Origin of the sequence: Holdemania sp. Marseille-P2844 (assembly GCF_900120005.1) — a bacterium.
GTDB lineage: Bacteria > Bacillota_I > Bacilli_A > Erysipelotrichales > Erysipelotrichaceae > Holdemania.
Genome location: NZ_LT635454.1, coordinates 417,857 through 443,546, shown reverse-complemented (window position 1 = coordinate 443,546; position 25,690 = coordinate 417,857). Strand labels below are relative to the sequence as shown.

The window sequence follows — 25,690 nt, the reverse complement described above, 5'->3', positions numbered from 1 at the left end:
AACCAGAATCTTTTTCGATTCCGGTTTCATTTTTATTCTGACGCCGCTTGACGGTCCGTGTGCGGATACGCGCAATTATAGGTTTTCCCGGGCTCCAGCTGGATTCCGCGGGCTTCAAACAATTCGCTGACGGTCACCAGCTGATACCCTTTCTCACTCAGCCATTCGATCACCCGGACGCTGGCCTGGGCCGTCGGCTCATACATATCATGCATCAGGATGATATCGCCGTCCTGAACCTCGCGCATGACCACATCCACTGATTTATCGGCATTCTGATGTGCCCAGTCGCGCGTGTCAATCGACCACAGGATCAGCGGATACGGCGAGGTTTTCTTCAGCATATCGTTATATGCTCCATAGGTTGGACGAACTAACAGTTCCTGCTGCTCCAGAGATCCCGCCTCCCCGATCGCATCCCAGGTCGCGCTGAATTGATCGAGTATGCCCTGGCTGCTCTGCTTGGTCAGATCGACATGCCCGAACGTATGGTTGCCGACTTCGCTGCCTTCCGTAAGCATCCGCGCGACGATATCCTTGTGATTTGCGACCCGGCTGCCCAGCACGAAGAAAGTTGCCGCACCGTCATGTTCCTGCAGCGCGTCCAGAATCACCGGCGTCACCTGTCGGTTCGGTCCATCGTCATAGGTCATCGCAACCATCGGCCGGGTCGGGTCGATGATCCGGCCCCGGGCCTGCAGCCCCAGCAGATTGCGCGTATCCTCATCGACATAGCCGATGACTTTATTCAGCGGAATCACCGCGATCAGCTCCTCGCTCTGAGCAGGTAATGTCTGCGGCGGCAGAACGACGCGCAGTTCGTCTTCGTTCAGAAACAATTCCGCCTTGTTATCAATCAGCACGTTCTCATCGACTTCATAATCCGGATTGGTCGTTTCCGGCACCAGTGTTGTCAAGAAGCTGCGCATTAAAAAAGCCAGATGCTTCATGCCGTCCGCTGAAAACAGATCGCTGAAGCGAATCAGCCGATCCTGCTGCAGATCGAAGGTCCAGGCCCGGACTTCTTTCATGTTGATGGCGCCGGTCCGCTCAAAGCTGATCTGCACTGAGCCGTACCGTTCGTTCAGCTCATAGGATTCATAATCAGCATATAGGGTACACAACCCTTCGACACCCTGATTTTCCTGTTCAAATCTTGCGATTGCTTCGTTGACGGCCGCTTCGATATTCGCGTCGATCTCCGCGCTGTTTAAATGCGGATAGTACACCGCGATCGCCCGCTGGCCAGTCACCTTGATCTTCTGTTTCATCTTTCCGATACGATGATTTTCCTCAATCGTCTGACGCATCGCTTCCGGCAGACGCCGCCGCTGACTTTCCCGCTGCCACGACTGGCCGATCAGAACACAGGCCGCTATTAAAATGAAAAGACAAATCCCCAACCGACATTTTGTTTTTGTTTTCACGCTTCTCACCTTCGTTATCACTGTATGTTCTTAGCGAAGAAAAAAGACGTTGAAACAACCCCGGGTGCTTACTCCGTTCAGGGCAAACCTGGAATTTCCCAACACGAAGCAGACAGGATGAAATGTGATCTCTCCCTTCATCCTGCCTGTTTTATCTTTGTCGGTATTCAAATAAGAATCCAAACTCTCCCAGCTTTCATGGCTTGATGAAAAGATCAGCGAGAACCCTTTTGATCAGCAAAAAAACATCAGAAAGTTTGCTTTTCCTTCCTGATGTTTCTCGCATTTCAAGCCTTGATTGAACTGTTTCCTGTCCCTTTCAGCAGGGTTCAGCAAACAGCATTGAACAGACTCTTTCAGCCCCGGCGGATCGGGATCTGAACTTCTGTCAGCCAGTCTTCTTCCGAGTCCTGATTCCAGATACCGTCGATATAGCTCTCGCGTGGTTCACCGATGATTTCGGCGTGATTGTCCTCCACCCACTGCATCAAAGCGGCATAAACCTCGCTGAAGCCTTCATAGCCGCCTTTAAACAACGCGCAGGCCGCTTCCACCGCCGGTTCTTTGCGGAACTGGACGTCGTCGAAATCCGGCTTCATCACTTCGACCGCCTGACAGATCTCGGCGTGAATGTCCTTTTCCCGGTATTCGCCATCCAGTTCTTTTACGAAGCAATATTCCGGCTGTGTGCATTTCAGATCCGGATACCGTGAGGCAACCTTCGCTCCCGTCGCCGGGATCTCGCCAAGCAGATCACGATACGCGGGCAGGGCCACCTTGCGGGCCATCACGATGCATTCCGGCAATTCTTTGACGATAACATTGATTTTCATAACGCTCTCCTTTGCGCCTGTCGTTAAGACGCGTTCAATGCGGCGAAACTGATGCTGCAGCGAATCAAGATCGGCGGCGATCTGACAGCGGCGCTGGCTCAGAGCGTCGTTTTCACTCACTTCGCCATGCAGAATCCTGCGGATCAGCGCCACGCCAAGTCCCAGCTGCCGCCATTGCTGAATCTGAGCCAATGCGATCAGCTGTTCCGTCGAATACCAGCGGTATCCAGTCTCCTCGTCGATCTGCTTCGGCCGCAGCAGACCGATCGAATCATAATACCGCAGTGTTTTGACCGTCGTCTTTCCCATTTTTGAAAAATCTCCTATTTTCAGCATCTTGTTTCCTCCTCCGCAAACAAAGCATAGATCCTCCCTTAACGGGAGAGTCAACTGTTTTCTCAAGAAAAGTTGATTTTTTCTATCTTATCATGAATTTATGTGTTTTTCTGCTTTTCAGAGTGTGTTCATGTTGACAGAATGAACTGTAACTATTATGATTACAGTATTAAAAGAACATTTCGTTCTTTCGGAGGAACTCATGTTGCCATTCTTTTCCCGCTTCTTCAACAAAACGATGAAGAAACAACCCATCCGGCTGACGCCCGCGCAGGCGAAACAGAAAATGGAGAGCGAACCGGTTACGATCCTCGACGTACGCCAGCCGCAGGAGTTTGCCCAGGGGCATATTCCCGGAGCGATCAATCTGCCCAACGAAACGATCGCACACACCGCGCTGGCCACTTTGAGCGATGAGGACGCCGTGCTGCTGGTGTATTGCCGGTCAGGTCATCGCAGCGCGCAGGCCGCAAACAAACTGGTCCAGCTCGGCTACAACCATGTCTATGATTTCGGCGGGCTGCTTCAATGGCCTTACGAAACGGTTCGCAAGGGGCAGAAATGACCAGCGAGCTGACCGTCGCGATTCACGCCGCGGTGTATCTGGCGCATAAAAACGCCCCGCAGTCCAGCGAGGAACTGGCTGTCAACATCTGCACCCATCCAGTGCGGGTCCGCAAGATCATGGCTGCCTTGTGCCGGGCCGGGATCGCGATCTCCCAAGAAGGCAGCGAGGGCGGCTACCGCCTGTGCCGCAAGCCTCAGGAAATTACGCTGCGCCAGATTGCCGACGCGCTGCACGCCGCGTTGGTGGAAAGCCGGTGGCAAAGCGGCGATCCCGAAATGAGCTGTCTGGTCGCCTCCGGCATGGCGCGGGAAATGGATAAAATCTACCGCCAGTTAAACGAACAATGTCTGGAAAGTCTGGATCGGCTGACGCTGTGGGATCTGCTTCAGGATCTCTTTGTCACGCAGCCGGAACAGATCATCATGAATAAAAAGGAGGAACCCATTCATGAAAACATACGATAATCTGATCATCGGCTTCGGCAAAGGGGGAAAAACGCTGGCTGCCAGCCTGGCGAAAGCCGGCCAGCGCACAGCGCTGGTTGAAAAATCACCGTTAATGTATGGCGGCACATGCATCAACGTCGCCTGCCTGCCAACCAAATCCTTAGAAAACAGCGCCCGCCAGTCTGCGATTCAAGGTGGGGATGACGCTGCCCGGCAGCTTCATTTCCGGCAGGCAATCGAGGAAAAACGCCGTCTGACCGCAATGCTGCGGAAGAAAAATTATGACAAGCTTGTTTCCTCCGGCGTCGAAGTGATGGATGGAGAAGCGTCCTTTCTCGATGATCATCACGTCCAGGTTTTGACAAAAGAAGGCCCGGAAATTCTTGAAGCTCACCGCATTTTCATCAATACCGGAGCGAAGCCGTTTGTCCCGGACATTCCCGGATTGAAGCAGAGTCCGCGGGTTTATCTCAGCGAAAGCATCATGGAATTGGAAACGCTGCCGCGGCGGCTGGTCATTTTGGGCGGCGGCTACATCGGACTGGAATTCGCTTCGATGTTCGCAAATTTTGGATCTCAGGTCACCATCCTGCAGCCCAACCAGCGGTTTCTGCCGCGTGAGGATCTTGAGATCGCGGATGCGGTGGAAACGAGCCTGGCCCGCCGGGGCGTGCGGCTAATGCGCAATACGGCGTTAAAGGAAGTGCGGGATGAAGCTGCGGAAACCGTTCTGATTTTAAAGCAGGACGAAATGGATTCAGAACTGCGCTGCGACGCACTGTTAGTCGCGACAGGCCGGCGTCCGCAGCTGGACAATCTGCATCCGGAAGCGGCGGGGATCGCCCTGACTTCCCGCGGCGCAATCGCCGTCAACGAACAGCTGAAGACCTCGGTCGATCATATCTGGGCGATGGGCGACGTCACCGGGGGTCTGCAATTCACCTATATCTCGCTGGATGATTCACGGATCGTCACCGACGCTCTGAATTCGGGACCGCGCACCACCGCCAATCGAGGTGCGGTGCCTTACAGCGTCTTTATGGATCCGCCGTTCTCCCGTGTCGGTTTGAGCGAAGATGAAGCCCGAAGCGCCGGCTATGATCTTAAAATTGCCAGAATTCCGGCCGCTGCCATCCCGAAGGCGCAGGTATTACGCAAGACCGACGGCCTGTTAAAAGTAATTATCGACGCGAAAACCGATCAGATACTCGGCGCGCACTTCTTCTGTGAGGAATCGCATGAAATGATCAATCTGATCAAGCTGGCGATGGACGCCAAACTTCCGTATCCCGTTCTGCGCGATGGCATTTACACTCATCCGACGATGAGCGAAGGTCTCAACGACCTGTTCGCCGCCGTGCTTTAAGTCTAACCTTCCTTATATATTATAATAAAACGCCGGCGAAACCCGGCGTTTTTTCTGACGTTATTTTTTATTGAGCCTGCGGACTTTTTACAATCCCCTTCGTTCGCGCAGTCTGACAGGCAGTTTTATTCTTTTTCACTGATTTTGGCCAACAGTTCCTTCGCCGCGATTTCCAGCGCATTGCCGCCCTTTTCCGGCAAGCCCAGGCCGGTGTAAATTTCACCCAGGAAAATATGTTGTTTCAGCAGCGCCGCAAACATCTGATCAATAATTTTCAGACATTCCGGCTGTTTCTGCATCGGCCCGAATGGATTGGCGAAGAAGGTGGTGGACAATCCTTTTTCCTGCGTCGTGCCCAAAGCGAACCGTTTGCCCTCAATAAAGGTCTGAACCGCTTCTTCCTTACTATCGAAAGCCCGCAGACCGCGCCGGTCGGTATAATTGTTGGCGTAGAGGAACAGATCAACCTTCTGGTCGGTGATGATCGTATCATACGGCGAAGCGGGGATGACGACACGCGCGTTGGCGCTCTCCGGATTAAAGAAGATCGAACGATCCATATCGCGGTAAGCACTGCCCTTATCCAGATCATCCAGCCGGACAAACGCGCCGATTTCCGTGCCCTGAGCGCGGATCTGACCGTGTTTATCCAGATGCAGCGAGCCCATGTCGTCGAAGATGATCTCCCGGCTGACGATCACATCCTCGCTTAAGTTGGTCAGCGCTTCGATCGTTTCCGACTTGCCCGCGCCGGAGTCGCCGATCATGATTACGCCTTTTTTCGTACCGTCCTGCAGCGTCAGATTGATCATCGCGCCATGCAGCGGCAGCCAGCCTTTTTCAATCATCGCCAGATTGTGCAGCGTCAGGATCATCTTTTTTAAATAACCGAAGTATTCGATCACATCAGCATAGGATACCTTGCCGACCCACATCGCATTGGCCTTATCATGATAGAAAACCGTATCGTTCTGGCCGTCCGGATTGCCGAACAACAAAAGCAGATCCGGTCTGGCGCCGATGCAGTCCTCGTCGGAAGCCAGCTCAAACAGATTCGCCAGCGCCACGGCTCCGGCGGTAAAATCGCGGTGGAAATAAGTGTAGCATAACAAGGAGCCGACCTTTAACGGGAAGCACATCCACTCCTCATCACCTTTAACCCACTCCGCCATCGGGTTCGCATCGACCTCGGTAAACATGCCCAGGCGCTTGTTGCTGCGGGGATGGATGATCAGCGGCGTGCGCATCATGATCGTATGCACAAACGGAATGTCGCATAGCTCGCGATACCCCTCCGGCGCCGGCCATGGGTAATCACGCAGCAGCAGGCTGGCGTTGGTTCCGGCCTGAAGCTGACGGTATACGCGGTTCTTCGAACCCTGGGTCTTCTGCTGGACCGTGCGGTAAAAATCCAGGATCATCTGATGGAATTTCGCGTCGGCCTCCATAAAGTTCGCCAGCTGCAGCCCTTCCTCATTGCGCGTATAAATGACGGAATAACGCTGCATATTCCGCCAGAAATGATAACAATCCTCAATCACCGCCAACATCTTCTGACGTTCTTTAAAATACGGATGGGCGATTTCTTCCACCTCCAGCACCTGCATGACCTTTAACAGGCGGATCAGATCTTTTTTGACTTCTTCGATCGGAAGCCCGCGGCGCAGCCACGCAAACAGCTGGGGATTGGTATGGGAACAAGAATTTAAATATAAATCCAGAAACATCGAAAAACTTTCGCTCGACAACAGTTCCTCCGCTGTCGTGTAGTACGCTTTGGTGTAGTTGATCAACGCCATATTGCGTTTGAGATAAATCGCTTCTTTCATGCCGGGCCTCCTTCAACACCAGTCCATTATATCACTTTCAAAAAGAAATGAAAGTTCTTTCTTAACACTTTCATTTCTTTCATATTTTTTGTTATGTTTTCTTATATGATTTATGGTATGTTCGTCGAATCAGAGACAGACTGGTTTCATTCCTTTTCCAAGCGGCAGATCTGGCTGCTGATAGGAGGAAGAAAACAATTCTTCCCGCATTGGATAGCAGGCGTCTGACCGCTCTGCTTTAGTCTATGCTCAAAGTCCGGCTGACGTCGCAGTTTTTTCAGTTTTGTCAGGGAAGCACTCAATTCGCCATTACCACTACGGGTCCGGCTGATGTTTTTATTTCATTCTGTTGGGGGAAGGGTCAGCGGCGCTGACGCACGACTTCAAAGCTGATCGCGGCGACGGCGCTGGTGCCGTTTAACGCGCTGCGCACAGGCCGGGCATAGGGAATCACGATGTTCTGATCGCTCTGCTTCAGCACGTCGCGGCTCAATCCCCGCAGCTCGCCGCCGATCGCCAGCACAATCGGCTGGTTGAAATCGGCGTCAAAATAAGCAATCGCATCACTGCGCTGGGCACAGTATAAGACACACCCCGCCTGGCGGCATTGGGAAACCGCCGCCCCGAGATCCTCGCACAAACACCAGGGGAGCTGTTCGCTTGCGCCCGCGCTGGACTTCACGATCGTAGCCTGCGCACTCTGCCAGTCCCGGCTGCCCATCAGCACGCCGGTACAGCCGGCGGCATACAACGTGCGAAACGCATAACCGAGGTTAAACGGGTCTTCAATTCCTTCCAAAACCGCGACAAACGGCTTGGGATTTTCCAGACAATCCGAAACCGATTGATAGATCCGATCCCCTGCCAGCGCCAGAATCCCGCCATGCGTCCGGCCGGTCGCCTGTTGATCAATCTTCTCGCGCGGCCAGCGTTCTACCGGGATTTCTCGCTGGGCAGCCTGACGCAGAATAAACGCCGTATCCTTATCTTTCTTCTTCTGATCGACGACCAGCTTCATCACGGGACGGCGGCCCGCCATCATGACGGCTTTGACACTCAGCGCGCCTTCAAACCAGTTCATAGTTTACGCTCCTTCCGGCGAATCAAATCATACGGATGCAAAACTGCCGGAGTATTGATCCAGCAGCGCTGCAGCGGCTTATTGGCGATTTCGACGACCGCGCCTTCCTCATCCCTCATCGTTTCCAATACAAAGGGCGTATTTTCCAGATGCGGCCCAAAGGCTTCCAGCGTTTCCCCGATTTCAAAGTGATTGCGCACCTCGATGAGGGCTTGTTTGTCATCTGGATTGTAGTCCAGCACCTGCGCCAGAAAATCGTGAGTTACCCGCGAAGGCGCATTGTCGTACAAATGATCCTGCGGACCGGGAATGCCCGCCAGAAAGCCCAGGCAGGCAGGCCGGTTTTCTGCCCGCATCAGTTCGCGCTGAGCTGCCAGAACGGCCGGCTGCGGGTCTTCTTCAGGGTGCTCAAGAAGCCAGTCGATCAGTTTCCGGTAAGCCCGGACAACGACCGCGATGTAATAGGCTGATTTCATCCGGCCTTCTATTTTCAAGCTGGCCACGCCTGCGCGGATCATGTCATTAACATAAGCCGCGGCCATCAGATCTTTCGAGCCCATGGAGAACAACAGGCTGTCGTCGCTCAGCTTCTGCGCTCCGTTATAAAGATGATAGCGCCAGCGGCAGGACTGAGCGCAGCCGCCGCGGTTGGCGTCGCGCAGCGTCATCGCGTTGCTTAAGGTGCAGCGCCCGGAATAGTTCACGCACATACCGCCATGGATAAACGTTTCAATCGGGACTTCGCTGTGATCGCAAATCTGCCGGATCTGATCCATCGTGCATTCGCGGGCCAGCACAACCCGGTCCGCCCCCAGCTGTTGGTAAAACCGGACAGCCTGAGAATTGGTGCTGGACATCTGCGTGCTGAGATGAACCTCCAGCTTCGGCGCAACGGTTTTCGCATGCCGGACAATCGTCGGTGAAGCGACGATCACGGCATGCACACCGATCCTTTCCAGTTGGCGCAGATAATCGTCCAGGCCGTCAAAATCGTCTTCGTGGGGAATGATATTGACCGTCACATGGACATGCGCACCGTATTCCCGGGCAAAGCGTACGCCCTCGGCGATATCTTCGATTTCAAAATTACTGGCGCGGGATCGCAGCGAAAAGCGCTTGCCGCCCAGGTACACTGCGTCCGCACCATAACGGACTGCCGTTTTCAAACGAGCCAGATCGCCGGCCGGAGCTAACAGCTCAATCGTTTTTCTCATGCCGCGTCCTCCTTGGTTAAATTGGTCTTCTGTTGATAATAGCCGGAGCCGTAATTCAGATCAGGCCAGCGTTGCTTCAGCTGTTCTTTCACGACGGCCGGGTCCGCGCCTTCCAGCACCGCGCCGCAGGCTTTCCGGGCGTCGATCAATTCCGCATCGCAGGAAAACAGACTATCAAATGTAAAATGACCGATCCCGCTGGCTGCCAGCTGTGAAATCTGATCCAGCGAACAGAGCGTGCTTTCCATATATACCGCCGTGCCTTCCGCTTCTTCCAGAATCGGCATTTTCCCAGTTCGGGTTGCTTCAATTAAATACAGTTCACGACGATCATACAGATCGTCGATTGTCTTGCCGATCACCTGCAAATAGTTGGATACCAGCTTACGGCGCGAATAAGCCATCACCTGCCGCCCATGAATCTGCAGTTCCAGCCGGGCGCCGTCGGTCTTGCGGGCGATTGAGAGAATTTCTTCCAGCGTGATCTCCGCAGCCAGGACGACGCGGCCTACGCCCAGCTTTAGCATTTCCTGAATATCCCGGGAATTGGTCATCAGCGTGTCCGGCGCGTAGATCAGCCGGTCTTTCAATCCCAACCGCTCCGCACTCATGAAAACCGCCGGATCCATATAAACAATTCCCTCCGGCTGCCAGGCTTGGATCTGCTTCAATTTCATTTCCATTTCCGCCAGTTCTTCTTCCATCCACAGGCGGTTGAAAACAATCTCGCACCGAAGTCCTGAAGCGTGAACGCGGCGGACTAACGCTTCGGCTTCAGCCGGCGAAAAACACCGGGCGGTGCGGACGGAGCAACCTTCAACCCCGATCCGGATCGTCGTCATCCCGCTGTTTTTCATTTCTTCCAGCGACGCTGCCTGCTGCAGCGCCGCAATCCAGTTGATTTGTTTCATGTTTATCTTTCGTTCCTTTCCGCGCATTGGGACAGCTTGCGCTTTAATTATACGGTCAGGGTTTCAAAAGTCAATCATTCTGCGGGGTTGTGCGGTTTTTCACCGGGATTTAACATTGACGCTCAACGTTCTTTTTGTTAAAATATTCGAGATTGATAAGGGAGTAGTCACCGCGGGTAACCGCGTTGCTAAGTCAACAACCTGACGAAGTTTTTTCGTCTGGCTTAGAGGTAATTGACAAGACTTGTCTGACGCTTGAGGAGAACAGCGTAAGACAGGTCTTCTTTTTTTATCGGAACCTGGGAAATGAAAGAGGAGATTGAACTATGAGCATTGAAGTCGCAGTTATTTTATTTATTGCCGGGGTTTTCCTGGTCGTCAAGGGTGGCGATCTGTTTGTCGACGCCGCCAGCTGGATCGCAAAAGCCTCCGGGATCCCTTCCTTTATTGTCGGCGCGACGATCGTCAGTCTGGCCACCACGCTGCCGGAGATGATCGTTTCGGTTCTGGCGGCACTGCAGGGAAAAACAGAAATGGCGATCGGCAACGCGGTCGGTTCTGTTACGGCCAATACCGGCCTGATTCTGGCAGTGGCGATGCTTTTTATGCCGATCGCTATCCGGCGTAAGGATTACATCAAGCATTGCGGCTTGTTGATCGCTGCCGCGGCGGTGCTGCTTGGATTCAGCTTGTCGGGAGCCTTGAGCTTAGCCGGCAGTCTGATTCTGATCGCGATCTTTTTGATCTCGATGGCGGAAAATGTCCGCAATGCGATGAAGCAGCAGGAAGACAGCGAACGGATCCAGACAACCCGCAAAGAAACAGGACGGCGGATCGTGATGTTTATATTCGGAGCGCTGGGCATTGTCGCCGGATCGCAGCTGCTGGTCAACAGCGGCAGTGCGCTGGCGGCTTTCTTCGGGGTACCGGAACGGATCGTCGCCGTCACGATGATCGCGATCGGCACATCGCTGCCGGAGCTGGTCACCACGATCACCGCGATTGTCAAAAAAGAATCGAGCTTGTCGATCGGCAACCTGATCGGCGCGAACATTCTCGATCTGACTCTGATCCTGCCGGTTTGTTCTTTTGTTTCCGGTCAGGCGCTGCCGGTTTCCGCGCAGAGTCTGGCAGTGGACATGCCGGCGTGTCTGCTGATCACCATGCTGGCTCTGCTGCCGTTGCTGCTGAAAGAAAAGGGATCAAAAATGCAAGGCCTCAGCTTGATTTTAGGTTACTCGTTGTATCTGTTCTTTGTTTTATAAGTTTCATTTGACATCCGGGTACTTTCGGGGTATATTCTTCACAAACAGAGTAGGTTCCTGCGCGTTAAGTGCTTTCTGAACGGGGAGTTGTCAGAAGGACGAAAAGGTTTCTTGCGGTGCAGGTTCCGCATCCCGCTGACCCGAAAATCGAAGGCATGGCCTTCTCTTTTACCTGTCAGAGGGAAAAGAGGAGGTTTTTTTATGGCTCAGTTTTCCAAAGCTCTCTTTTCTCATCCGTTTTCCCATGCTTACTGGCAAGAAGCGTCCGCCGAAACGCGGCGTGTCCGGATTCTCGCGGTCGCTGCGCTGTGCATGGCCTTAAAAATGGCCATCGCTTCGTTTCGGATTCCGGTGGCCGACAATCTCTATGTTTATTTCACGTATCTGATCACCGCTGTGCAGTGCGCGGTTTGCGGACCGGTCGTCGGCGTGCTTTGCGGCGGAATCGGCGACCTGATTGAATTCGCGATTCATCCCAACGGTCCCTTCTTCCCGGGCTACACGTTATCGAGCATGGCCGGCGCGTTGATTTTCGCTTTATTTCTTTACCGCACAAAAATTACCGTGCTGCGTCTTGCGCTCAGCCGTCTTTTGATCAATCTGTTCGTCAATGTCGGTCTGGGATCCTTATGGAGCTACATGTTATATTCCAAGGGTTATCTGTATTATTTCGCAAAAAGCCTCGTCAAAAACACGATTATGCTTCCGATTGAGATTGTGCTGCTGGTGTTGTTTTTCCGGATGTTGATCCCGTATCTGGAAGGGAAAAACTGGATCGCGCCGCAGGGAGAGAGAAAATTACCCTGGTGGTAAACAGAATTGAGATTCGCTAAGAAATTTGATATTTCTATGCGTGAGAACAGGCAGCGATGAGAAAAACAAACACTGGCTGGACAAAGTTAAGCTTTGCCGGCCAGTGTTTTCATCTGGAATGATAGACGCACCTTAAGTTATGGCTGATTGTTCATAGATTGAAAATCTGGGATAGTTTAAATGAATTTCATTGATCTTGAAAGTCAGATCTGCGGATCCAGGAAAGTCTAGTTTCCTTCATTAAAATTGACTTCGTTATGCAGTGCTGCCGGATAAACAAACTCGCCGAGAATCTTCACTGCAATCTGCATCTCAGCAGCATCTGGAAATTGTTGTTTAAGTTTCAAAATTGTTTCTATCAAAGCCTCTTCTTCCTCTAAAATGTCCGCAATTTCTTTGGCTTGCATTCCCTTCTTTGCCTTTTTCAACGTGATTGTAACGATCTTCAACAAAGAACCCAGATCTTTGCCCTGTTCTCTGCCTTGTTCCATGCCTTCTTCTCTGCCTTGCTCAATGCCCCGTTCCAGCCCCTGCTTTAAGGCCAGTTCGCGAGCTTCCTTTACAGCCCTTTCCCGTTCCTCGCGGATTTCTGTATTTCGCATCAGTTCTCTGTCCAGTCGCTTTGTTTCCCACATGTACTCGATCATACTCATCGGAATCTCCATCATTTTCTGCACCGCCCTTCTGCATCCTTCATCCATCGCTATGATCTGTTGAATCCACACTTCTTTTTCAGGATCACCCGCAAATTTCAACACCACACGCCACCGATCCAATGGCGTTAAATCCTTGACCGGAATTCGCTGTAAATATTCTACTCCCGCCAGCTCAATAATATTCACTTGAATATGTTTTGTCAAGGTTCTTCCTGTTTTTTCACCAACTAAATGGAAAACATCGTTGCTGATATCCCCCTCGCCAAAAAAAGAAAAATTCGTGATCATCATGACCCGGACTGGTTTTAATTCACGGTAATCTTTTCCTTTTGTTTTCTGCCCGGAGAACAGCCGTGACAGATAAAAAACTATCCGGATACCCTGATCCACGGGATTTCCATTTTGCTGGATTTCCAGATCAAAATAAATTTCATCATTGATCATTCCGCAAATATCATAACGAATCGCTTTCATCAGGGGATGCCCCACACTTTCTTCACCGGGAAACAAACATACCTTTTTGAAACTGGGATCAATAGCCTGAAACAGACAGGAAAGACACAATGTATCTTCCGGATTTCCAAGCACCGCTTTAAATACCCAGTCATCCATCAGGGAAATCCTTTTATGCTTCAGTTCTTTCCGCTTTCGTAGATCGATGGACATTCAGCCACCTCCTCTACAAGTTAATATTGCGGTAATTTTAAAAATGCCTTCCTCCTTTCCAAGAAAATTTTACTTTTTTCGAATTCTTGACAGAATGTTTTGTAACTATTTTCAAAACACATTCCTTGAATCTGAAATTATAAACAAATGAAAAGAGAATAAAAGATAAAAAAGGATTGTTCCCCGGTTTAAAGCAGACTGGACATTTTTTAAAAGATCAGGCCGTATAAAGCTTTCCATAATGCTTTATAGGCCTGATCTTTTTATCTTTACCCGGCTGCAAGCAAGAACCTGAAAAAGAGCTTTCAATCTTTGCCTTGTTTATTCCGGCTGCCAAAGCGTCCGGATTTTCGAATTTCCCGCCACCCCCACTGAAACAAAGCGAATCCGATCGCTGCGCCAAGACTGTTCATCAGCACATCGTCAATATCCGCGATCCGACCAATGAAGAACTGAATAATTTCAATCGCGGCTGAACATCCTGCGCCGCATATCACAATTCCTTTCCAATGACGGATACGCGGACAAACCACAGCTAATAAAAAACCGCCTGGAATAAACATCAGAACATTGGCCATCAACTGCTTTGGAATATGCCAAATTTCAAGCAAGACTGACTTTCCACTTTGAAGTTCCTGAATCATTTCCCCTATCCATTGGAAAGGAATCAGATTCCAGGCAGAAAACGGATGATCAGAATAGGGACCGTTCAGCGTCACTGAAAATATAAAAAACAACCAGGCCGCAAGACAGGTCGCTCCGCATAACGCCCACAGCCTGCGGTTTTGCCATCGGAATATCATGATGGCGGCCGACATCACGATGGTCATTTCCAATAAAAATAAGCCGATTCTTGCGAATAAATTCATTCCGTCATGCTCCTTCCAACAAACCTTTAAATGCACTCCTGAAAGCAAAAGAAAAGACAGATTTCCTCGGCGAATGGGAAATCTGCCTATCAGCCCGGCCTTCCAATAAAAATCCCCTCCGGGAATTTGGGATACAGAAATTTCCTACAAGCCGCCCAGCTGACTCACGGCGCCGCCATCCGTTACAATCTTGCCATATTGATCGTAAACACCCCAGGCGTCCTTCAGCTCGCTTTCTTCAATTTCATCAAAGAATTTCAGCTTGAAGTGATGATATCCCCTGGTATACTGCGTATAAACCATATCTGCCCGCGGCGCGCTCAGCTGGATATGACTTTGCCCCTCGAAGGTTGTCTTCGTGATTGTCACGCCCGCTAACAGCCCTACCCGCTTATAGGTTCCATCCTGAGCGGAAATCAGATTTCCCAACGAATAAATACATAACGTATCGTCGATCCATTCGATCGGCTGAACGACATGCGGATGACTGCCGATGATGAGATCGACGCCCAGATCCGCCAACAGCTGCGCTAAACGCCGCTGTTCAGCAGTCGGCTCATGCGTGTACTCTTCGCCCCAATGCATCGCCACCATCAGGACGTCGACTTCCCCACGCGCCTTGGCAATGTCTTCCGCCAACATTTCATCCGTATACACATTGACCAGATATTCCTTGCCTTCCGGCACTGGAATTCCGTTGGTCCCATAGGTATATGAGAGCAGCGTATAGCTGATCCCGTTGATTTCACGAATCCGCAGTTCTTCCCGGTCATCGAACGAGCTGTACGATCCGGCTGTCAGCGCGTTTTGGTTTGACCAGTAATCCAGTGAATTCAGGATGGCCTGCTCGCCCCGGTCCAGCGTGTGATTGTTTGCCAGTGAAACAAGGTTAAATCCCAGCTTCATCATCGTATCGCCGAATTCCTGCGGCGAGTTAAAGCAAGGATAGGTCGACAACCCCAATTCCGTTCCGCCTAAAATCGTTTCCTGGTTATAATACTTCAAATCATAATGATTCGTAACGCGGTTCAGCGTACTCATCATATCGGTAAAATCATAACTTCCCTCAGAGGTCCTGGCATCGGCATACACTGCCCCATGCAGCAGCGCATCTCCCGCCATGATCAGCTCGGCCTTTTCCACAACCGGCGTCGGCTGCGGCGATAGGGTCGGCTGCGGCGTAAAGGCAACCTGCACCTCACCATCCCGGGGTTTCTGCACCGTAATCACAGCCAGCACCATCAATAAGGCGCCCAAAATAATCAACAGTGCAATTACCGTGCGCATCAGATTTTTCATCGTTTGTTTCTGACTCATAACATTTCTCCCATCGCTGGTCTTATTATACCTTTTTTTCACTGCCCGCTTGTGTTTTTCGCTGACAATTAAGATTTTTGTAAGGTTTTAACGTTTTATTTGAACAACATGAACCGGACAGACTTCCTGACAACAGTAGCAGCGGATGCAGCGGCGGCGGTCGACGACAGCCTTGTGCTCAGTCAGCGTCATCGCCTGAACCGGACAATCCCGCACGCATTCTCCGCATCCCAGACAGCGCGAAGGGTCCGGCTTGGGATAGGGCGCAAAATGCCGGCGCAGCGCTGCCAGCGGGGAAGGAATCAGCTGTATCAGACCTTTCATCGTTTCCGGCAGTCTGAAATCACTGCGGCATAAACTTTCCCAGGTTTCTTCCAAAGCAATCAGCTCAATCTCAGCTGGATTCACCAGCCCGAGTTTCACAGCTTCCCGATGAACAGGCGTCCAGTCAGGCTCAACTCCAAACAGTTTCAGCGCACCATAGTCCAGCGCAAAGGGATCCTTCGCCGCTAACAGACGCTGACCGTCATACCGCTCGCCGCCGCTGGGACCGTTGCCCTGCATGCCTTCGATGGCATCCATCAGACACAGTCCGGGTTTGACATTTGCGCACAGCTGGCATAAAAAGCGGCAAAAGGATTCACGCTTAGCAAGACGGGCATGCATCTGCGCCTTCACCAATCCCGGAATGACGCCGAACATATTCTTCACCGCACCGCTGGTCACAGTATAGCTGTGACTTTTGAACTTGCAGCAGTCGATGATCAAATCTGCCTGAGCAACGCATTCCAGTATCGGCACCGGCTCGCTGAGGACGTTTAATCCGCTTTCAACGCTGGTCAGATTTTCATTTAATGAACATTGTTCCTCCTGTGCCAGCGCCCGCAGTCCTGTTTTCTGATATATCCGCCGGATTGAATCCAGCGTGAACCGGCCGGCCGGACTGTCAGCCAGCGTCACGATCCCGCCGCGGTTATGAACGTAGCGAATTAATGCCCGCAGGACCTCCGGATGCGTCGTTGTGAATTCCTCCGGCGTTTTCGCCGACAACAGATTCGGCTTGATCAGCACGTTCATGCCTGGCTGAATCAACGTATCCGCGCCGATGGCCGTCATTAACAAATTCAGTTGTTTTCCGATTAATTCCTGATCATAACGGGCGCAGCGCACAGCCGCGACCTTCTGTTTCCCACTCATTTACCTCACCTCACAAGAAAAGGGCTTAACAGCCCTTGCTTTGATACACGACCTCGCCGTTAACCAGCGTCATTTTCACAACTGCCGCCGGATCCAGCGCAGGCATCCCGTCAAACAACGCGATATCGGCATCCTTGCCCGCTTCAAGCGAACCGATCCGCTGATCACAGCCGATGATTTTCGCCGGATTGATCGTCAGCATTGCGATCGCCCGTTCGACCGGCGCTCCATAGCGCACGACTTCGCCAGCCTGTTCGACGATCAGCCATGGATGATAGACCGGACCATCCGTCATGATCGCACACAGCACGCCGCGCCGGTCCATTTCAACCACGCTGTCGATATCAATTTTAATCGACTCGCCGAACCCTTTGGCCACGGCAATCGGACCGAAAATCACCGGACAGCCGGCCGCCACGATCGGTTCCATATAATCCGAAGCGCCCCACGCATGATCGAGCGTGAATTCAAAATTGAATTCCTTTGCCAGTTCGATCACGGTGATCATATCAAACTGCGTGCAGTGCATTTTAACCGGCATTTCATGCCGCAGCACCTTTGCGCCGTTCTCCATCGCGGGATCCCATTTCGGCATTTTTGCCGGATCGTTCTGCGCTTCTTCCTGCTTCTTCATGTATTCCTGAACATCGCGGAAATACTGGCGCAGCACGCTGGCTACGCCCATCCGCGTCATCGGCGTCTGATTGCGCTTGCCATAGACACCCTTCGGATTGCCGCCCATCGCCGCTTTCAGCGCGACATGCCGGTTGACGCACATCGACTCAACTGTGCCCTGACCCGCGCTTTTTACCGCGCAGACCACGCCGCCGATCACGTTGCCGCTGCCCGGAGCGATCGCGCTGCAGGTTACCCCGGCGGCCAGTGCTTCCTTAAAGGAAGGCGACAGCGGATCGATCCCGTCGAACACTTCAACTTCGGCAGTCACATTCCTGACCATTTCATTGACGTCCTGCGCCCCAGTCGCAATCTCAAACCCGCCGATATGACTGTGTGCATCGACGATCCCCGGAATGGCCGTCAGTCCCGCAGCGTCGATGACTTCAGCGTCTTCGCAGTCCAGCTGTTCGCCGATCGCCGCGATCTTGCCATTTTCTATTAAAATATCGCCTTTTTCCAGCGTGCCCTGCGGCCCCATCGTCAGAATCTTGGCGCCGCGGATCAATCGTTTCATCACGCTTTTTCCCCCTTTACTATTTCCCCGGAAATAACGACAATTTCCGGCAATGCGCGGAAGGTTTCCAGCGGATTTCCCGACCAGACCACGATGTCGGCATCCTTGCCCTCAGCCAGACTCCCGATCCGATCCGCCACGCCCAACAGCTGCGCCGGAATGCTTGTCAGCATTTTCAGCACATCCTCACTGGACAGATCGGCACCTAAACGCCGCGCCTGCGCCATCAGGCCGTGCGCGTTCCACATCAGGATCTCCCGGCCCGGTGAAACCGCATCGCCAAAGGCGCTTAGCGCCACCGGCTTGCCCGCTTTGATCAGGGAAAACAGCGCGGCATAGTTCACCGCCGCATTGTACTTGTTAAACCCATCGGTCAGATCGCCCAGAATGAAACCACAGTCCTTGTCCAACAAACTTTCATTCAGCTGATACAGATTCGCCAGCACCAGCTTAACCGGCATGTTTTCAAACAGTTTCAGGACTGCGTCGGCTTCCGCTTTCGTGTTGCAGCTTAAGATCAGCGGCAGCTTGCCTTCCAGCACCGGCTTAAACGCCTGAACCTTCGGATCCTTCTGGTCTTCGTCTTTCTCAGAGCCGCACTTCGCGATCAATTCACGCAGCGCGGAAAAGATCCCCATTTTTGTCATCGGAGCGCTGTTGCGCGGACCATAGGTCTGCTTGACCTTCTCATCAACCGAGCCCTTCATCGCGGCGTTTGCCTTGACGCACATCGTCTCCGTCGTTCTGCCATACGCCTTGAACACCGCCGCGCTGCCGCCGAGAACATTGTTATTGCTCGCAGCGACGCCCGCCGCCGTAATTCCATAACCCCACAGCTCCTGATACATCATACTATCCGGATCAAACGCGTAAACGACGTCCAGCTGCGGCGTCAGCGGATCGCTCGTTTCATCGTTGTCGCGCGCCTGCCCGCGCCCGGCCGCCGTGCCCCAGCCGCTTAACGGATCGATCCAGCCCGGCATGACGCACTTTCCTTCCGCGTCGATCACCTGCGCCCCCGGCGCCTTCAGATTCTGTCCGATCTGAACAATCTTGCCCGCGTCGATCAAAAGATCCGTATTCGCTAATACCTGACCTGAACCATCGTGGACTTGGCCATTTCGTATTAAGATCAAATCATTACCCCCATTCTTTTTCTGTCTGTTTCCATTATAATGATTTCTTCCGCACTTTCCTAGCCTGCGATGAAGTTTTTCCAACAACTTCCCGCCTGCGGAAAATAAAAAAAGAAGATCTCAATCTCTTTTTCAGAAATCTTGATCTTCCCCATTAGCTGAACATGAGACTCTTCGAATAAATTCCTTTATCTCGTTATTGCTTTCCTTTGCTTTAAATAATAGACGCCACAGGTCATGCCTGACACGATTGCGATATAACTGACAACCAGCTGCATGCCAACGCTTTGAATCATATAACTGAGATTCGTTGAGAAATAAGGATCGATCAGGGCTTCCGTGATTTCCGGCGTGCTTTTCAGCACAGCGTCGATCTGCGGAGCGTAAACAAACACATTGAGCACATACACCGCCAGACTTCCCAACAAGATCAGCACAATCGTTTTCAAAACAATGTGCATGATCAGTTTTCCGGATTGAAAAAACAGCTTTGTCCCGCCTTTCAAGGCTCTCCATGCGCTTTGATGCGTTTCAATCATTGAAAACAGCGTCAGATGATTGATGCAGTTAAGAAAGATCACGCCCACCCCCAGCAGCGCGGGCAATACAAGAAGGACTGCCCCCAGATGGATCATTGCCTGGAGGGCAAAGACGCCGCCGGCCAGAATCAGGCCGTAGATTCCAAATAACGGAAGCAGGGACTTGAGATAACCTGTGAACTGGCTGAAATCATGGAGAGAATACGGTTCGTCATGCAGTGCTTTCAGCATCAGTAAATCCAATCCGAACAGAAAAATCAGATTGATCGCCAGCGTTGCGGCCAGCGGGATCAGATTATTGTTAAACTGCTGCGCAGCCAGCGAGATCAGCGAGCACAGGCAAGCCACGGCCAGACAGTATTTCATTAAGGGCAGCCGATGCCGGACGATCGCAGCGCGGGCAGATTCCAAAATTACGTTCATCTCGCTGTGATTCATGCCGTGATCGCAAGGAAGTCTTTTTCCTGTGACTGGACGACGCCCTCTTTCAGCAGGCGGATTTTACGGCTGTTGGCATTGACGACCAGAATCGGACAAATCATGGAAACCTTATGATTTTTAAAGAATTCCAAATCGACGTCGACTAGCGGATCGCCCGGATTCACCCGCTGATCCAAAACGACATGCGCCATAAAACCTTCACCTTTGAAATTCACGGTATCTAATCCCAGATGGATCAGATATTCGTTGCGGTCATCCGCCTTGATGCCGATTGCGTGGCCAGTCGGAAAGACCGCGACGATCTTACCCGCCACTGGCGACAACACCTTGCCCTCCAACATTTCCAGCGCAAATCCATCCCCCATCGACTTGCTTGAGAACACCGGATCGGGAACTTCTTCCAGTGTCATCAGCCGGCCCTTGAACGGGGCGGCGAAATCTGTCGGTTTGGGCTTGAACAGATTTTTAAACATGACCATCACTCCTCACTTTTATACAATTTTCCCATGCAGTAGGTTGCCTGAATTTCAAAAGCGTCGTTGACGACAAGAATATCGGCGTCCTTTCCTGCTTCCAGACTTCCCTTGCGGTCCTCCACACCGATATAACGCGCCGGATTTTCCGCCGTGATCTTCATGATCTCATGAATGGACGGATGGACGTTGGCGATCAGATTGCGGATTGATTTGATATAGCTCAGCTCCAGATTCCGCACCGCCTTGTAATCATGAATATCAACGTGTTCCTCGCTGCCGTCGTCATTGCGCAGAATCAGCTCGTCGCCGTTGGGAATAAACGTCTGCTTCCGGATATAATGATACTTTTCTTTTTTTGTCAGCGCAATCCCGCCGCAGTCCGTCGTCATGATAATTTTATCCTTGCTTTTTAAACGCCAGGTCAGGGCGAACACTTCCGGCCGTACGGTCATGCCGGTCTGCTTCGCGAATTCGCAGTTCAAATCGTCGAAATACAGCGCTGCGCCAGCCACCCCCGGCTCCCGGTGATGCAGCCCGCGCATGCCGCTGAACATGTGGGTTACGCCGCCTAAGCCATATTCCTTTAAATCTCGGATGCAGTCGAAGGTCGCCGCGCTGTGGCCGATATTGATCTGAATTTGATGCACATGGCAGAACTGAATCAATTCTTTCGCCCCCGGAAGCTCCGGCGCCAGCGTCATCAGACGGATGATCTGCGGGTGGGACTGAGCGTCCATGAACCGCCGCATGATCGTCATGTCCGGGTCGATGCAGCAATCTTCCCGCTGCATGCCCTTGTACTCCTTATTGATAAACGGGCCTTCCAGATGAACGCCCAGCAGCGTCGCGCCGTCCTCTTTCTGATGATCGACAACCCAGCTGGCATTTTTGATGCCCTCAACCAGATCCTCGACCGGTTCCGCCCCGGAGGTCGCCAAAAAACTCGTCACCCCCTCATACGGCAGGTTTTTCTTCATTTCCTGTATCGAATGGACAGATTTATCGTTGTTGAAGCTGCCGGTGCCCCAGCCATGAATATGCTGATCGATAAAACCCGGAAGAAGCAGATGATCGCCATAATCAATAACCTCGGCGCCGACGGGCACTTCCGTAGAGAATCCCCGGATGACCTCACCCTCCACTTCCAGATAACCGCTGCGGCAGATCTGATGGGGAAAATAAATTCTTGTCGATTTCAAAAACATCGCTTAATCCCTCTTTTCCAATGTCCAGTAATCCTTGTTGACCTCCATGAGATCGTCCAGCACCGCCTTCGCCTTGTCAAAATCGTTGACGGTCCGATTCAGCGTCAGCGCCTGCAGCGCCTTGGTATAGTCGTTTTCCATCCAGGCCTCGCAAGTCAGTTCTTCATAGGCATATTGATTTTCCATCAATCCTTTATAGAATGTTTTCACCGGGCCGTACGGAATTCCCCGCACACCATCTTTCCCCAATGTTCCGGCGACTTCCACAACGGCTTCCGCCGGGAAGTTGTCAATCAGTCCCGTGTTGCGCGTCATCACGATGAATTCCTGATTTAAGTCATAGGCGATGGATTCCGCCACCTCAACCATCATTGAACCAAACACCGGTGAGGTCAATACCGGAATCCCGCCCAGCTCGGTTTTTCCTCGAGCCAGCGCGCAGACGTCCCAGACCTCTTTTTCCCGGGTCTGGATCGTCTCATCAGCGCGGGTGAAATGCGGATCGCTTTCTTTCACGATCTCGTCCGCGTAGAAATAATATTGCAGATATGTCGTCGGGATATATTCTGAAACACAGTTCATCATCTTGTTAACGCGCAGATAGGTATCCAGCCAGGACTTTGTGCGCTGTTCCGCATTGTAAGGCTTAAAATCATGATTCATCAGGTAATCACGCAGCGTATTAAAATAGTCATGACCTTCCGTATCGTAGAGCGCGGTGAACCAGCCGAAATGATTCAATCCGAAATACCGGGCCCGCAGCGTTTTAACGTCGACGTTGAGGATCTTGGCAAAGCTGACCATCATCGAATACGGCTGGTCACACATATTGATCAGACGGTGATCGTCAGGATATAACCGATCCAGCGCCAGACCGACGATCGCCGCCGGATTGGTGTAATTGAGGATCCACGTTTCTTTGGAATATTTGCGGACGCAGTCGACCATTTCCTTCATCCCGCCGATTGAACGCATGCCATAGGCGAAACCACCCGGGCCGCAGGTTTCCTGTCCGACCAGTCCATATTTCAGCGGGATCTTTTCATCATACGAACGCATCGTGTTCTGACCCACCCGCATCTGACAGAAAACAAAGTCGCAGGCGCAGTAGGCTTCATCCATATCGCCGGTCACCACGACCTCAGTTTCCGGGGAAAAGGTATGCAGCAGCAGGCGGCAGTAATCTTCAATTTTGCCGAAGCGATTCAGGTCCTTATCAAAAAAGATGACTTTCTTTACCGGGAACCGGTCTTTCATCTGCATCAGCGTCCCGATCAAGGCCGGCGTCCGGCAGCTGCCGGCTCCGGAAATAGTTATCGTGTACGGTGTTCTCCTCATGCGTGCCGCCCCAGTTCATCGTCAACCGCATTGCGGACAAATTCGACTAACGGTCCGAAAACAATGTGAATATGCTTGGTCGTCGGGAAGAAGATTCCGGCGCACCCGGATTTTTTCAAAAGATCTTTGTCAATCTTCTTGTTGTCGTTGATATCAATCCGCAAGCGGGTAATACAGTTGTCGACCGTGCCGATGTTGGATGGCCCGCCCAGCGCTTCGATCACAATCTTCGCGATTTCGTCATACCGCTTTTCCCGGATCAGCACGTTATCCGCGGACGGCTCGTCTTCCCGTCCCGGCGTCTTGACGTCAAATTTGACGATCCACCACTTGAACAGGAAGTAATAAACGACGAAGCTGATCACGCCGACGATCACGATATTGATCCAATGGGAATTCTTCATCATGACGCCGAAGATGACAAAGTCAAACACCGTGCCGCGGATATAGCCGACGGCCGTTCCCATGAAATAGAGAGCCAGCGAGCCAAGCGTTCCGATCAGCGCGTAAATCACATACAGTGCCGGCGCGATGAACAGGAACGTAAATTCCAGCGGTTCGGTCACATTGCCCAGCGCCGCCGTCAGCACCGAGGTCAGAATCAGAGACTTCGCCAACGCTTTGTTCTCCGGATACGCGGTCTTGTACATCGCCAAGCCGATTGCCGGGAAGACGAACATCGTTCTGACCATCTGATTCTGCGCGCCAAAGCGGGTCAGCTCCGGCATCAGCGCCCAGTATTCGCTTTCCGGTCCAAGATTAAACAAAATTTCATTCATCGCATCAAGATAACCAATGTAAGTTTGGCCATTGATCACATACGTGCCGCCGGCTTCCGTGAAGCGCAGCATCGCGTTCCAGACGTGATGCAGACCAAACGGAATCATCATCCGGTTGACAAAGCCTGACAGCACCGGTCCGAGAATCTTATGCAGAAGCAGGCCGGACAAGCTGCTGCAGAAGGCAATGAAATATTGCCAGAAGAACGGCAGAATCAAACCGATCACCACCGTCACGCCCATCGAGATTAACGGGACGGATTTCTTGCCGGAGAAGAAGGCAAATGCAATCGGCAGTTCCAGATTATAGAACTTGTCGGAAGCCCAGGCGGCGACCAGACCGGCGATGATGCCGCCTAAAACGTTGACGTTTAACGTCTGCATACCTAAGACCATCGCCTGACCCCCGACGGCGATATTGCCTTCGGTAATCAGCTGTCCTGAAGCTGACAGCCAGATTTTCATCGTGATCAAAAGAATCAGATACGCCATCACGGACGAGAAGACCGCGATTCCCTTATCACGTTTCGCCATCCCATAGGCGACGCCCATCGCAAACATAATCGGAATGTTGCCGAAGATCAGATCGGAAATCTGACGGATGCTGGTAAAGATCAGCTTGACGGTTGGATTGCCCAGAAAGGGCAGCAGATCGATCATGTACGACTGGGTGAATGCCGCGGACAAGCCCAGCAGTAAGCCCACCGGCGCCATAACCCCGATCGGCAGCAGCAGTGATCGACCGAAACGTTGAATCTGCTCACTATACTTTTTCATAGCAGTTCCTCCCTGCCTACTAAATTACCGGAGATTGAAAGCGATTTCAATAAAACAACCGGTTATTTCCGACAGTCTTTTTTACTCTGGTCACTGAAAATGACCACGGTCACAAATCCAGGCAAAAAGCTTACCTGATCGAAGAGCACAAAAAAATAACCACGGACAGTCCCGCGGTTAAAGTTCTTTTTCAATTTACCTTCGAATAATTTAAAGTCCTGTTTTATGCTGACGCAGCTGCTCGACCTGAACATAATGGACTAACAAATCCACGACCGCGAACATGCCGATCCGCGTTACGATATCGTCGATTTTGGTATCGGTCGTGCTCGAGGAACAATACAAAGCCAGATCGCTGTACTGGACCAGCGGACCGTTGACAAAAGCGGTCAGCGTGATCAAAGCGTTGCCATACGCCTTGACAACCTTCGCTGTTTCCACGATAATCGGCGTCTTCCCGGACAGTGAGATGGCGATCAATACTTCTTCATGCGTCATCTGCCGGGCAATGATATTCAGCAGGTTGTAATCCGGAATGTTGATGCACTTGACGTTGAGCGTCAGCAGCAGATGCTCCAGATAGCTGCCGACTGCTTTGGACGTCCCGCGGGAAATCACATAGACACATTGCGAATTCACGATGGACTGCGCCGCCTGCCGCATGGTTTCCGGTTTGTTAAGCTGCATCGTTTTCGTCACGTTGCCGGTGATCTCGGCTTCCACGGATTCCACGCTCGCAGCCGGCAGCGTCTCTTTCGCCCGGTTTTTCAGGAAAAAACGCAAATCGTTATACCCTTCAAAGCCCAGCTTCTGCGACATGTTGATCACAACGGTTTTGGACACACCGCATTGATCCGCCAGCTTCTGACACGTCATTTTTGAAATTGTCTCGGGATGGTCCAGAATATAGTGCAGCAGCGTCCGCTCGCTGCCTGTCAGCAGATCGTAATTATTGGAGTAAAAATCCATCGTGATTCCCCCTCGCTGAATGTGATTGGACATATTATACCACG

23 protein-coding genes and 1 riboswitch are annotated in these 25,690 nt (G+C 52.0%); of the genes, 5 read left to right on the top strand and 18 right to left on the bottom strand.

Features of this window, described 5'->3' with window-relative positions; all coding sequences use genetic code 11:
* Positions 1–32: 32 nt before the first annotated feature.
* Positions 33–1,427 carry a polysaccharide deacetylase family protein gene (locus tag BQ7364_RS16890; RefSeq protein WP_072685916.1) on the bottom strand — a complete coding sequence of 465 codons (1,395 nt, stop codon included), beginning with the start codon at positions 1,425–1,427 and terminating at the stop codon, positions 33–35.
* A gap of 356 nt (positions 1,428–1,783) precedes the next feature.
* Positions 1,784–2,596: a MerR family transcriptional regulator gene (locus BQ7364_RS16885; RefSeq protein WP_072685914.1), complete on the bottom strand. Its 813-nt coding sequence runs from the start codon at positions 2,594–2,596 to the stop codon at positions 1,784–1,786.
* A 238-nt stretch (positions 2,597–2,834) separates the two neighbouring features.
* Between BQ7364_RS16885 and BQ7364_RS16880 the strand changes: the two genes are divergently transcribed.
* Genes BQ7364_RS16880 through BQ7364_RS16870 form a run of 3 tightly spaced genes read left to right on the top strand, consistent with a single transcriptional unit; the run spans position 2,835 to position 4,976 of the window.
* The gene (locus BQ7364_RS16880) at positions 2,835–3,161 is read left to right on the top strand and encodes a rhodanese-like domain-containing protein (RefSeq protein WP_234973203.1); all 327 of its coding nucleotides are present in this window, start codon (positions 2,835–2,837) and stop codon (positions 3,159–3,161) included.
* On the top strand, positions 3,125–3,628 hold the full coding sequence (locus tag BQ7364_RS16875; RefSeq protein WP_229056775.1) for an RrF2 family transcriptional regulator: 504 nt from the start codon (positions 3,125–3,127) through the stop codon (positions 3,626–3,628). The genes BQ7364_RS16880 and BQ7364_RS16875 overlap by 37 nt, the downstream gene beginning before the upstream one ends.
* Positions 3,612–4,976 (top strand): FAD-dependent oxidoreductase, encoded by a 1,365-nt coding sequence (locus BQ7364_RS16870; RefSeq protein WP_072685907.1) that lies wholly within the window; start codon positions 3,612–3,614, stop codon positions 4,974–4,976. The genes BQ7364_RS16875 and BQ7364_RS16870 overlap by 17 nt, the downstream gene beginning before the upstream one ends.
* A 125-nt stretch (positions 4,977–5,101) precedes the next feature.
* Here BQ7364_RS16870 and BQ7364_RS16865 read toward each other — a convergent pair whose 3' ends face one another.
* The 4 genes from BQ7364_RS16865 to BQ7364_RS16850 form a co-directional block, all read right to left on the bottom strand.
* Positions 5,102–6,805, bottom strand: coding sequence for a phosphoenolpyruvate carboxykinase (ATP) (locus BQ7364_RS16865; RefSeq protein WP_072685905.1), 1,704 nt, complete (start codon positions 6,803–6,805; stop codon positions 5,102–5,104).
* Positions 6,806–7,166: 361 nt separating this feature from the next.
* Positions 7,167–7,886 carry a TrmH family RNA methyltransferase gene (locus BQ7364_RS16860; protein ID WP_072685903.1) on the bottom strand — a complete coding sequence of 240 codons (720 nt, stop codon included), beginning with the start codon at positions 7,884–7,886 and terminating at the stop codon, positions 7,167–7,169.
* The gene (locus BQ7364_RS16855) at positions 7,883–9,100 is read right to left on the bottom strand and encodes a peptidase U32 family protein (RefSeq protein WP_072685901.1); all 1,218 of its coding nucleotides are present in this window, start codon (positions 9,098–9,100) and stop codon (positions 7,883–7,885) included. The genes BQ7364_RS16860 and BQ7364_RS16855 overlap by 4 nt, the downstream gene beginning before the upstream one ends.
* A complete protein-coding gene (locus BQ7364_RS16850; RefSeq protein ID WP_072685899.1) occupies positions 9,097–10,011 on the bottom strand; it encodes a peptidase U32 family protein in 915 nt (304 codons plus the stop codon). Before BQ7364_RS16850 ends, BQ7364_RS16855 begins: the two co-directional genes overlap by 4 nt.
* A 326-nt stretch (positions 10,012–10,337) precedes the next feature.
* Here BQ7364_RS16850 and BQ7364_RS16845 point away from each other — a divergent pair, with 326 nt between their 5' ends.
* The gene (locus BQ7364_RS16845; RefSeq protein ID WP_072685897.1) at positions 10,338–11,276 is read left to right on the top strand and encodes a calcium/sodium antiporter; all 939 of its coding nucleotides are present in this window, start codon (positions 10,338–10,340) and stop codon (positions 11,274–11,276) included.
* Between the two features lie 43 nt (positions 11,277–11,319).
* A riboswitch (THF riboswitch) is annotated at positions 11,320–11,416 on the top strand.
* Positions 11,417–11,477: 61 nt separating this feature from the next.
* A complete protein-coding gene (locus BQ7364_RS16840) occupies positions 11,478–12,089 on the top strand; it encodes a folate family ECF transporter S component (RefSeq protein WP_072685895.1) in 612 nt (203 codons plus the stop codon).
* Positions 12,090–12,316: 227 nt separating this feature from the next.
* Here the strand turns inward: BQ7364_RS16840 and BQ7364_RS16835 are convergent, their stop codons facing one another.
* The 12 genes from BQ7364_RS16835 to BQ7364_RS16780 all read right to left on the bottom strand — a co-directional run bounded on the left by BQ7364_RS16835 (position 12,317) and on the right by BQ7364_RS16780 (position 25,646).
* Positions 12,317–13,357 (bottom strand): Rpn family recombination-promoting nuclease/putative transposase, encoded by a 1,041-nt coding sequence (locus tag BQ7364_RS16835; protein ID WP_159432840.1) that lies wholly within the window; start codon positions 13,355–13,357, stop codon positions 12,317–12,319.
* Positions 13,358–13,716: 359 nt separating this feature from the next.
* Positions 13,717–14,280 carry a VanZ family protein gene (locus BQ7364_RS16830; RefSeq protein ID WP_072685891.1) on the bottom strand — a complete coding sequence of 188 codons (564 nt, stop codon included), beginning with the start codon at positions 14,278–14,280 and terminating at the stop codon, positions 13,717–13,719.
* A 144-nt stretch (positions 14,281–14,424) separates the two neighbouring features.
* Positions 14,425–15,597: a CapA family protein gene (locus BQ7364_RS16825; RefSeq protein ID WP_139248675.1), complete on the bottom strand. Its 1,173-nt coding sequence runs from the start codon at positions 15,595–15,597 to the stop codon at positions 14,425–14,427.
* Between the two features lie 87 nt (positions 15,598–15,684).
* Positions 15,685–16,794 (bottom strand): DUF362 domain-containing protein, encoded by a 1,110-nt coding sequence (locus BQ7364_RS16820; RefSeq protein WP_072685889.1) that lies wholly within the window; start codon positions 16,792–16,794, stop codon positions 15,685–15,687.
* Between the two features lie 25 nt (positions 16,795–16,819).
* Entirely contained in the window at positions 16,820–17,986 is a 1,167-nt protein-coding gene (locus BQ7364_RS16815; protein ID WP_072685887.1) for an amidohydrolase family protein, read from the bottom strand.
* The gene (locus BQ7364_RS16810) at positions 17,986–19,122 is read right to left on the bottom strand and encodes an amidohydrolase family protein (protein ID WP_072685885.1); all 1,137 of its coding nucleotides are present in this window, start codon (positions 19,120–19,122) and stop codon (positions 17,986–17,988) included. Before BQ7364_RS16810 ends, BQ7364_RS16815 begins: the two co-directional genes overlap by 1 nt.
* A gap of 188 nt (positions 19,123–19,310) precedes the next feature.
* Complete coding sequence (locus tag BQ7364_RS16805) at positions 19,311–20,084, bottom strand: hypothetical protein (protein WP_139248673.1); 774 nt, start codon at positions 20,082–20,084, stop codon at positions 19,311–19,313.
* Between the two features lie 11 nt (positions 20,085–20,095).
* On the bottom strand, positions 20,096–20,575 hold the full coding sequence (locus BQ7364_RS16800) for a PTS sugar transporter subunit IIA (RefSeq protein WP_234973202.1): 480 nt from the start codon (positions 20,573–20,575) through the stop codon (positions 20,096–20,098).
* 5 nt (positions 20,576–20,580) lie between these two features.
* A complete protein-coding gene (gene nagA / locus BQ7364_RS16795; RefSeq protein ID WP_072685879.1) occupies positions 20,581–21,783 on the bottom strand; it encodes an N-acetylglucosamine-6-phosphate deacetylase in 1,203 nt (400 codons plus the stop codon).
* Positions 21,784–21,786: 3 nt separating this feature from the next.
* Complete coding sequence (locus BQ7364_RS16790) at positions 21,787–23,121, bottom strand: family 4 glycosyl hydrolase (RefSeq protein WP_072685877.1); 1,335 nt, start codon at positions 23,119–23,121, stop codon at positions 21,787–21,789.
* Positions 23,118–24,677 carry a PTS transporter subunit EIIC gene (locus BQ7364_RS16785; protein ID WP_072685875.1) on the bottom strand — a complete coding sequence of 520 codons (1,560 nt, stop codon included), beginning with the start codon at positions 24,675–24,677 and terminating at the stop codon, positions 23,118–23,120. Before BQ7364_RS16785 ends, BQ7364_RS16790 begins: the two co-directional genes overlap by 4 nt.
* Positions 24,678–24,887: 210 nt before the next feature.
* Positions 24,888–25,646: a MurR/RpiR family transcriptional regulator gene (locus BQ7364_RS16780; RefSeq protein ID WP_072685873.1), complete on the bottom strand. Its 759-nt coding sequence runs from the start codon at positions 25,644–25,646 to the stop codon at positions 24,888–24,890.
* Positions 25,647–25,690: the final 44 nt, after the last annotated feature.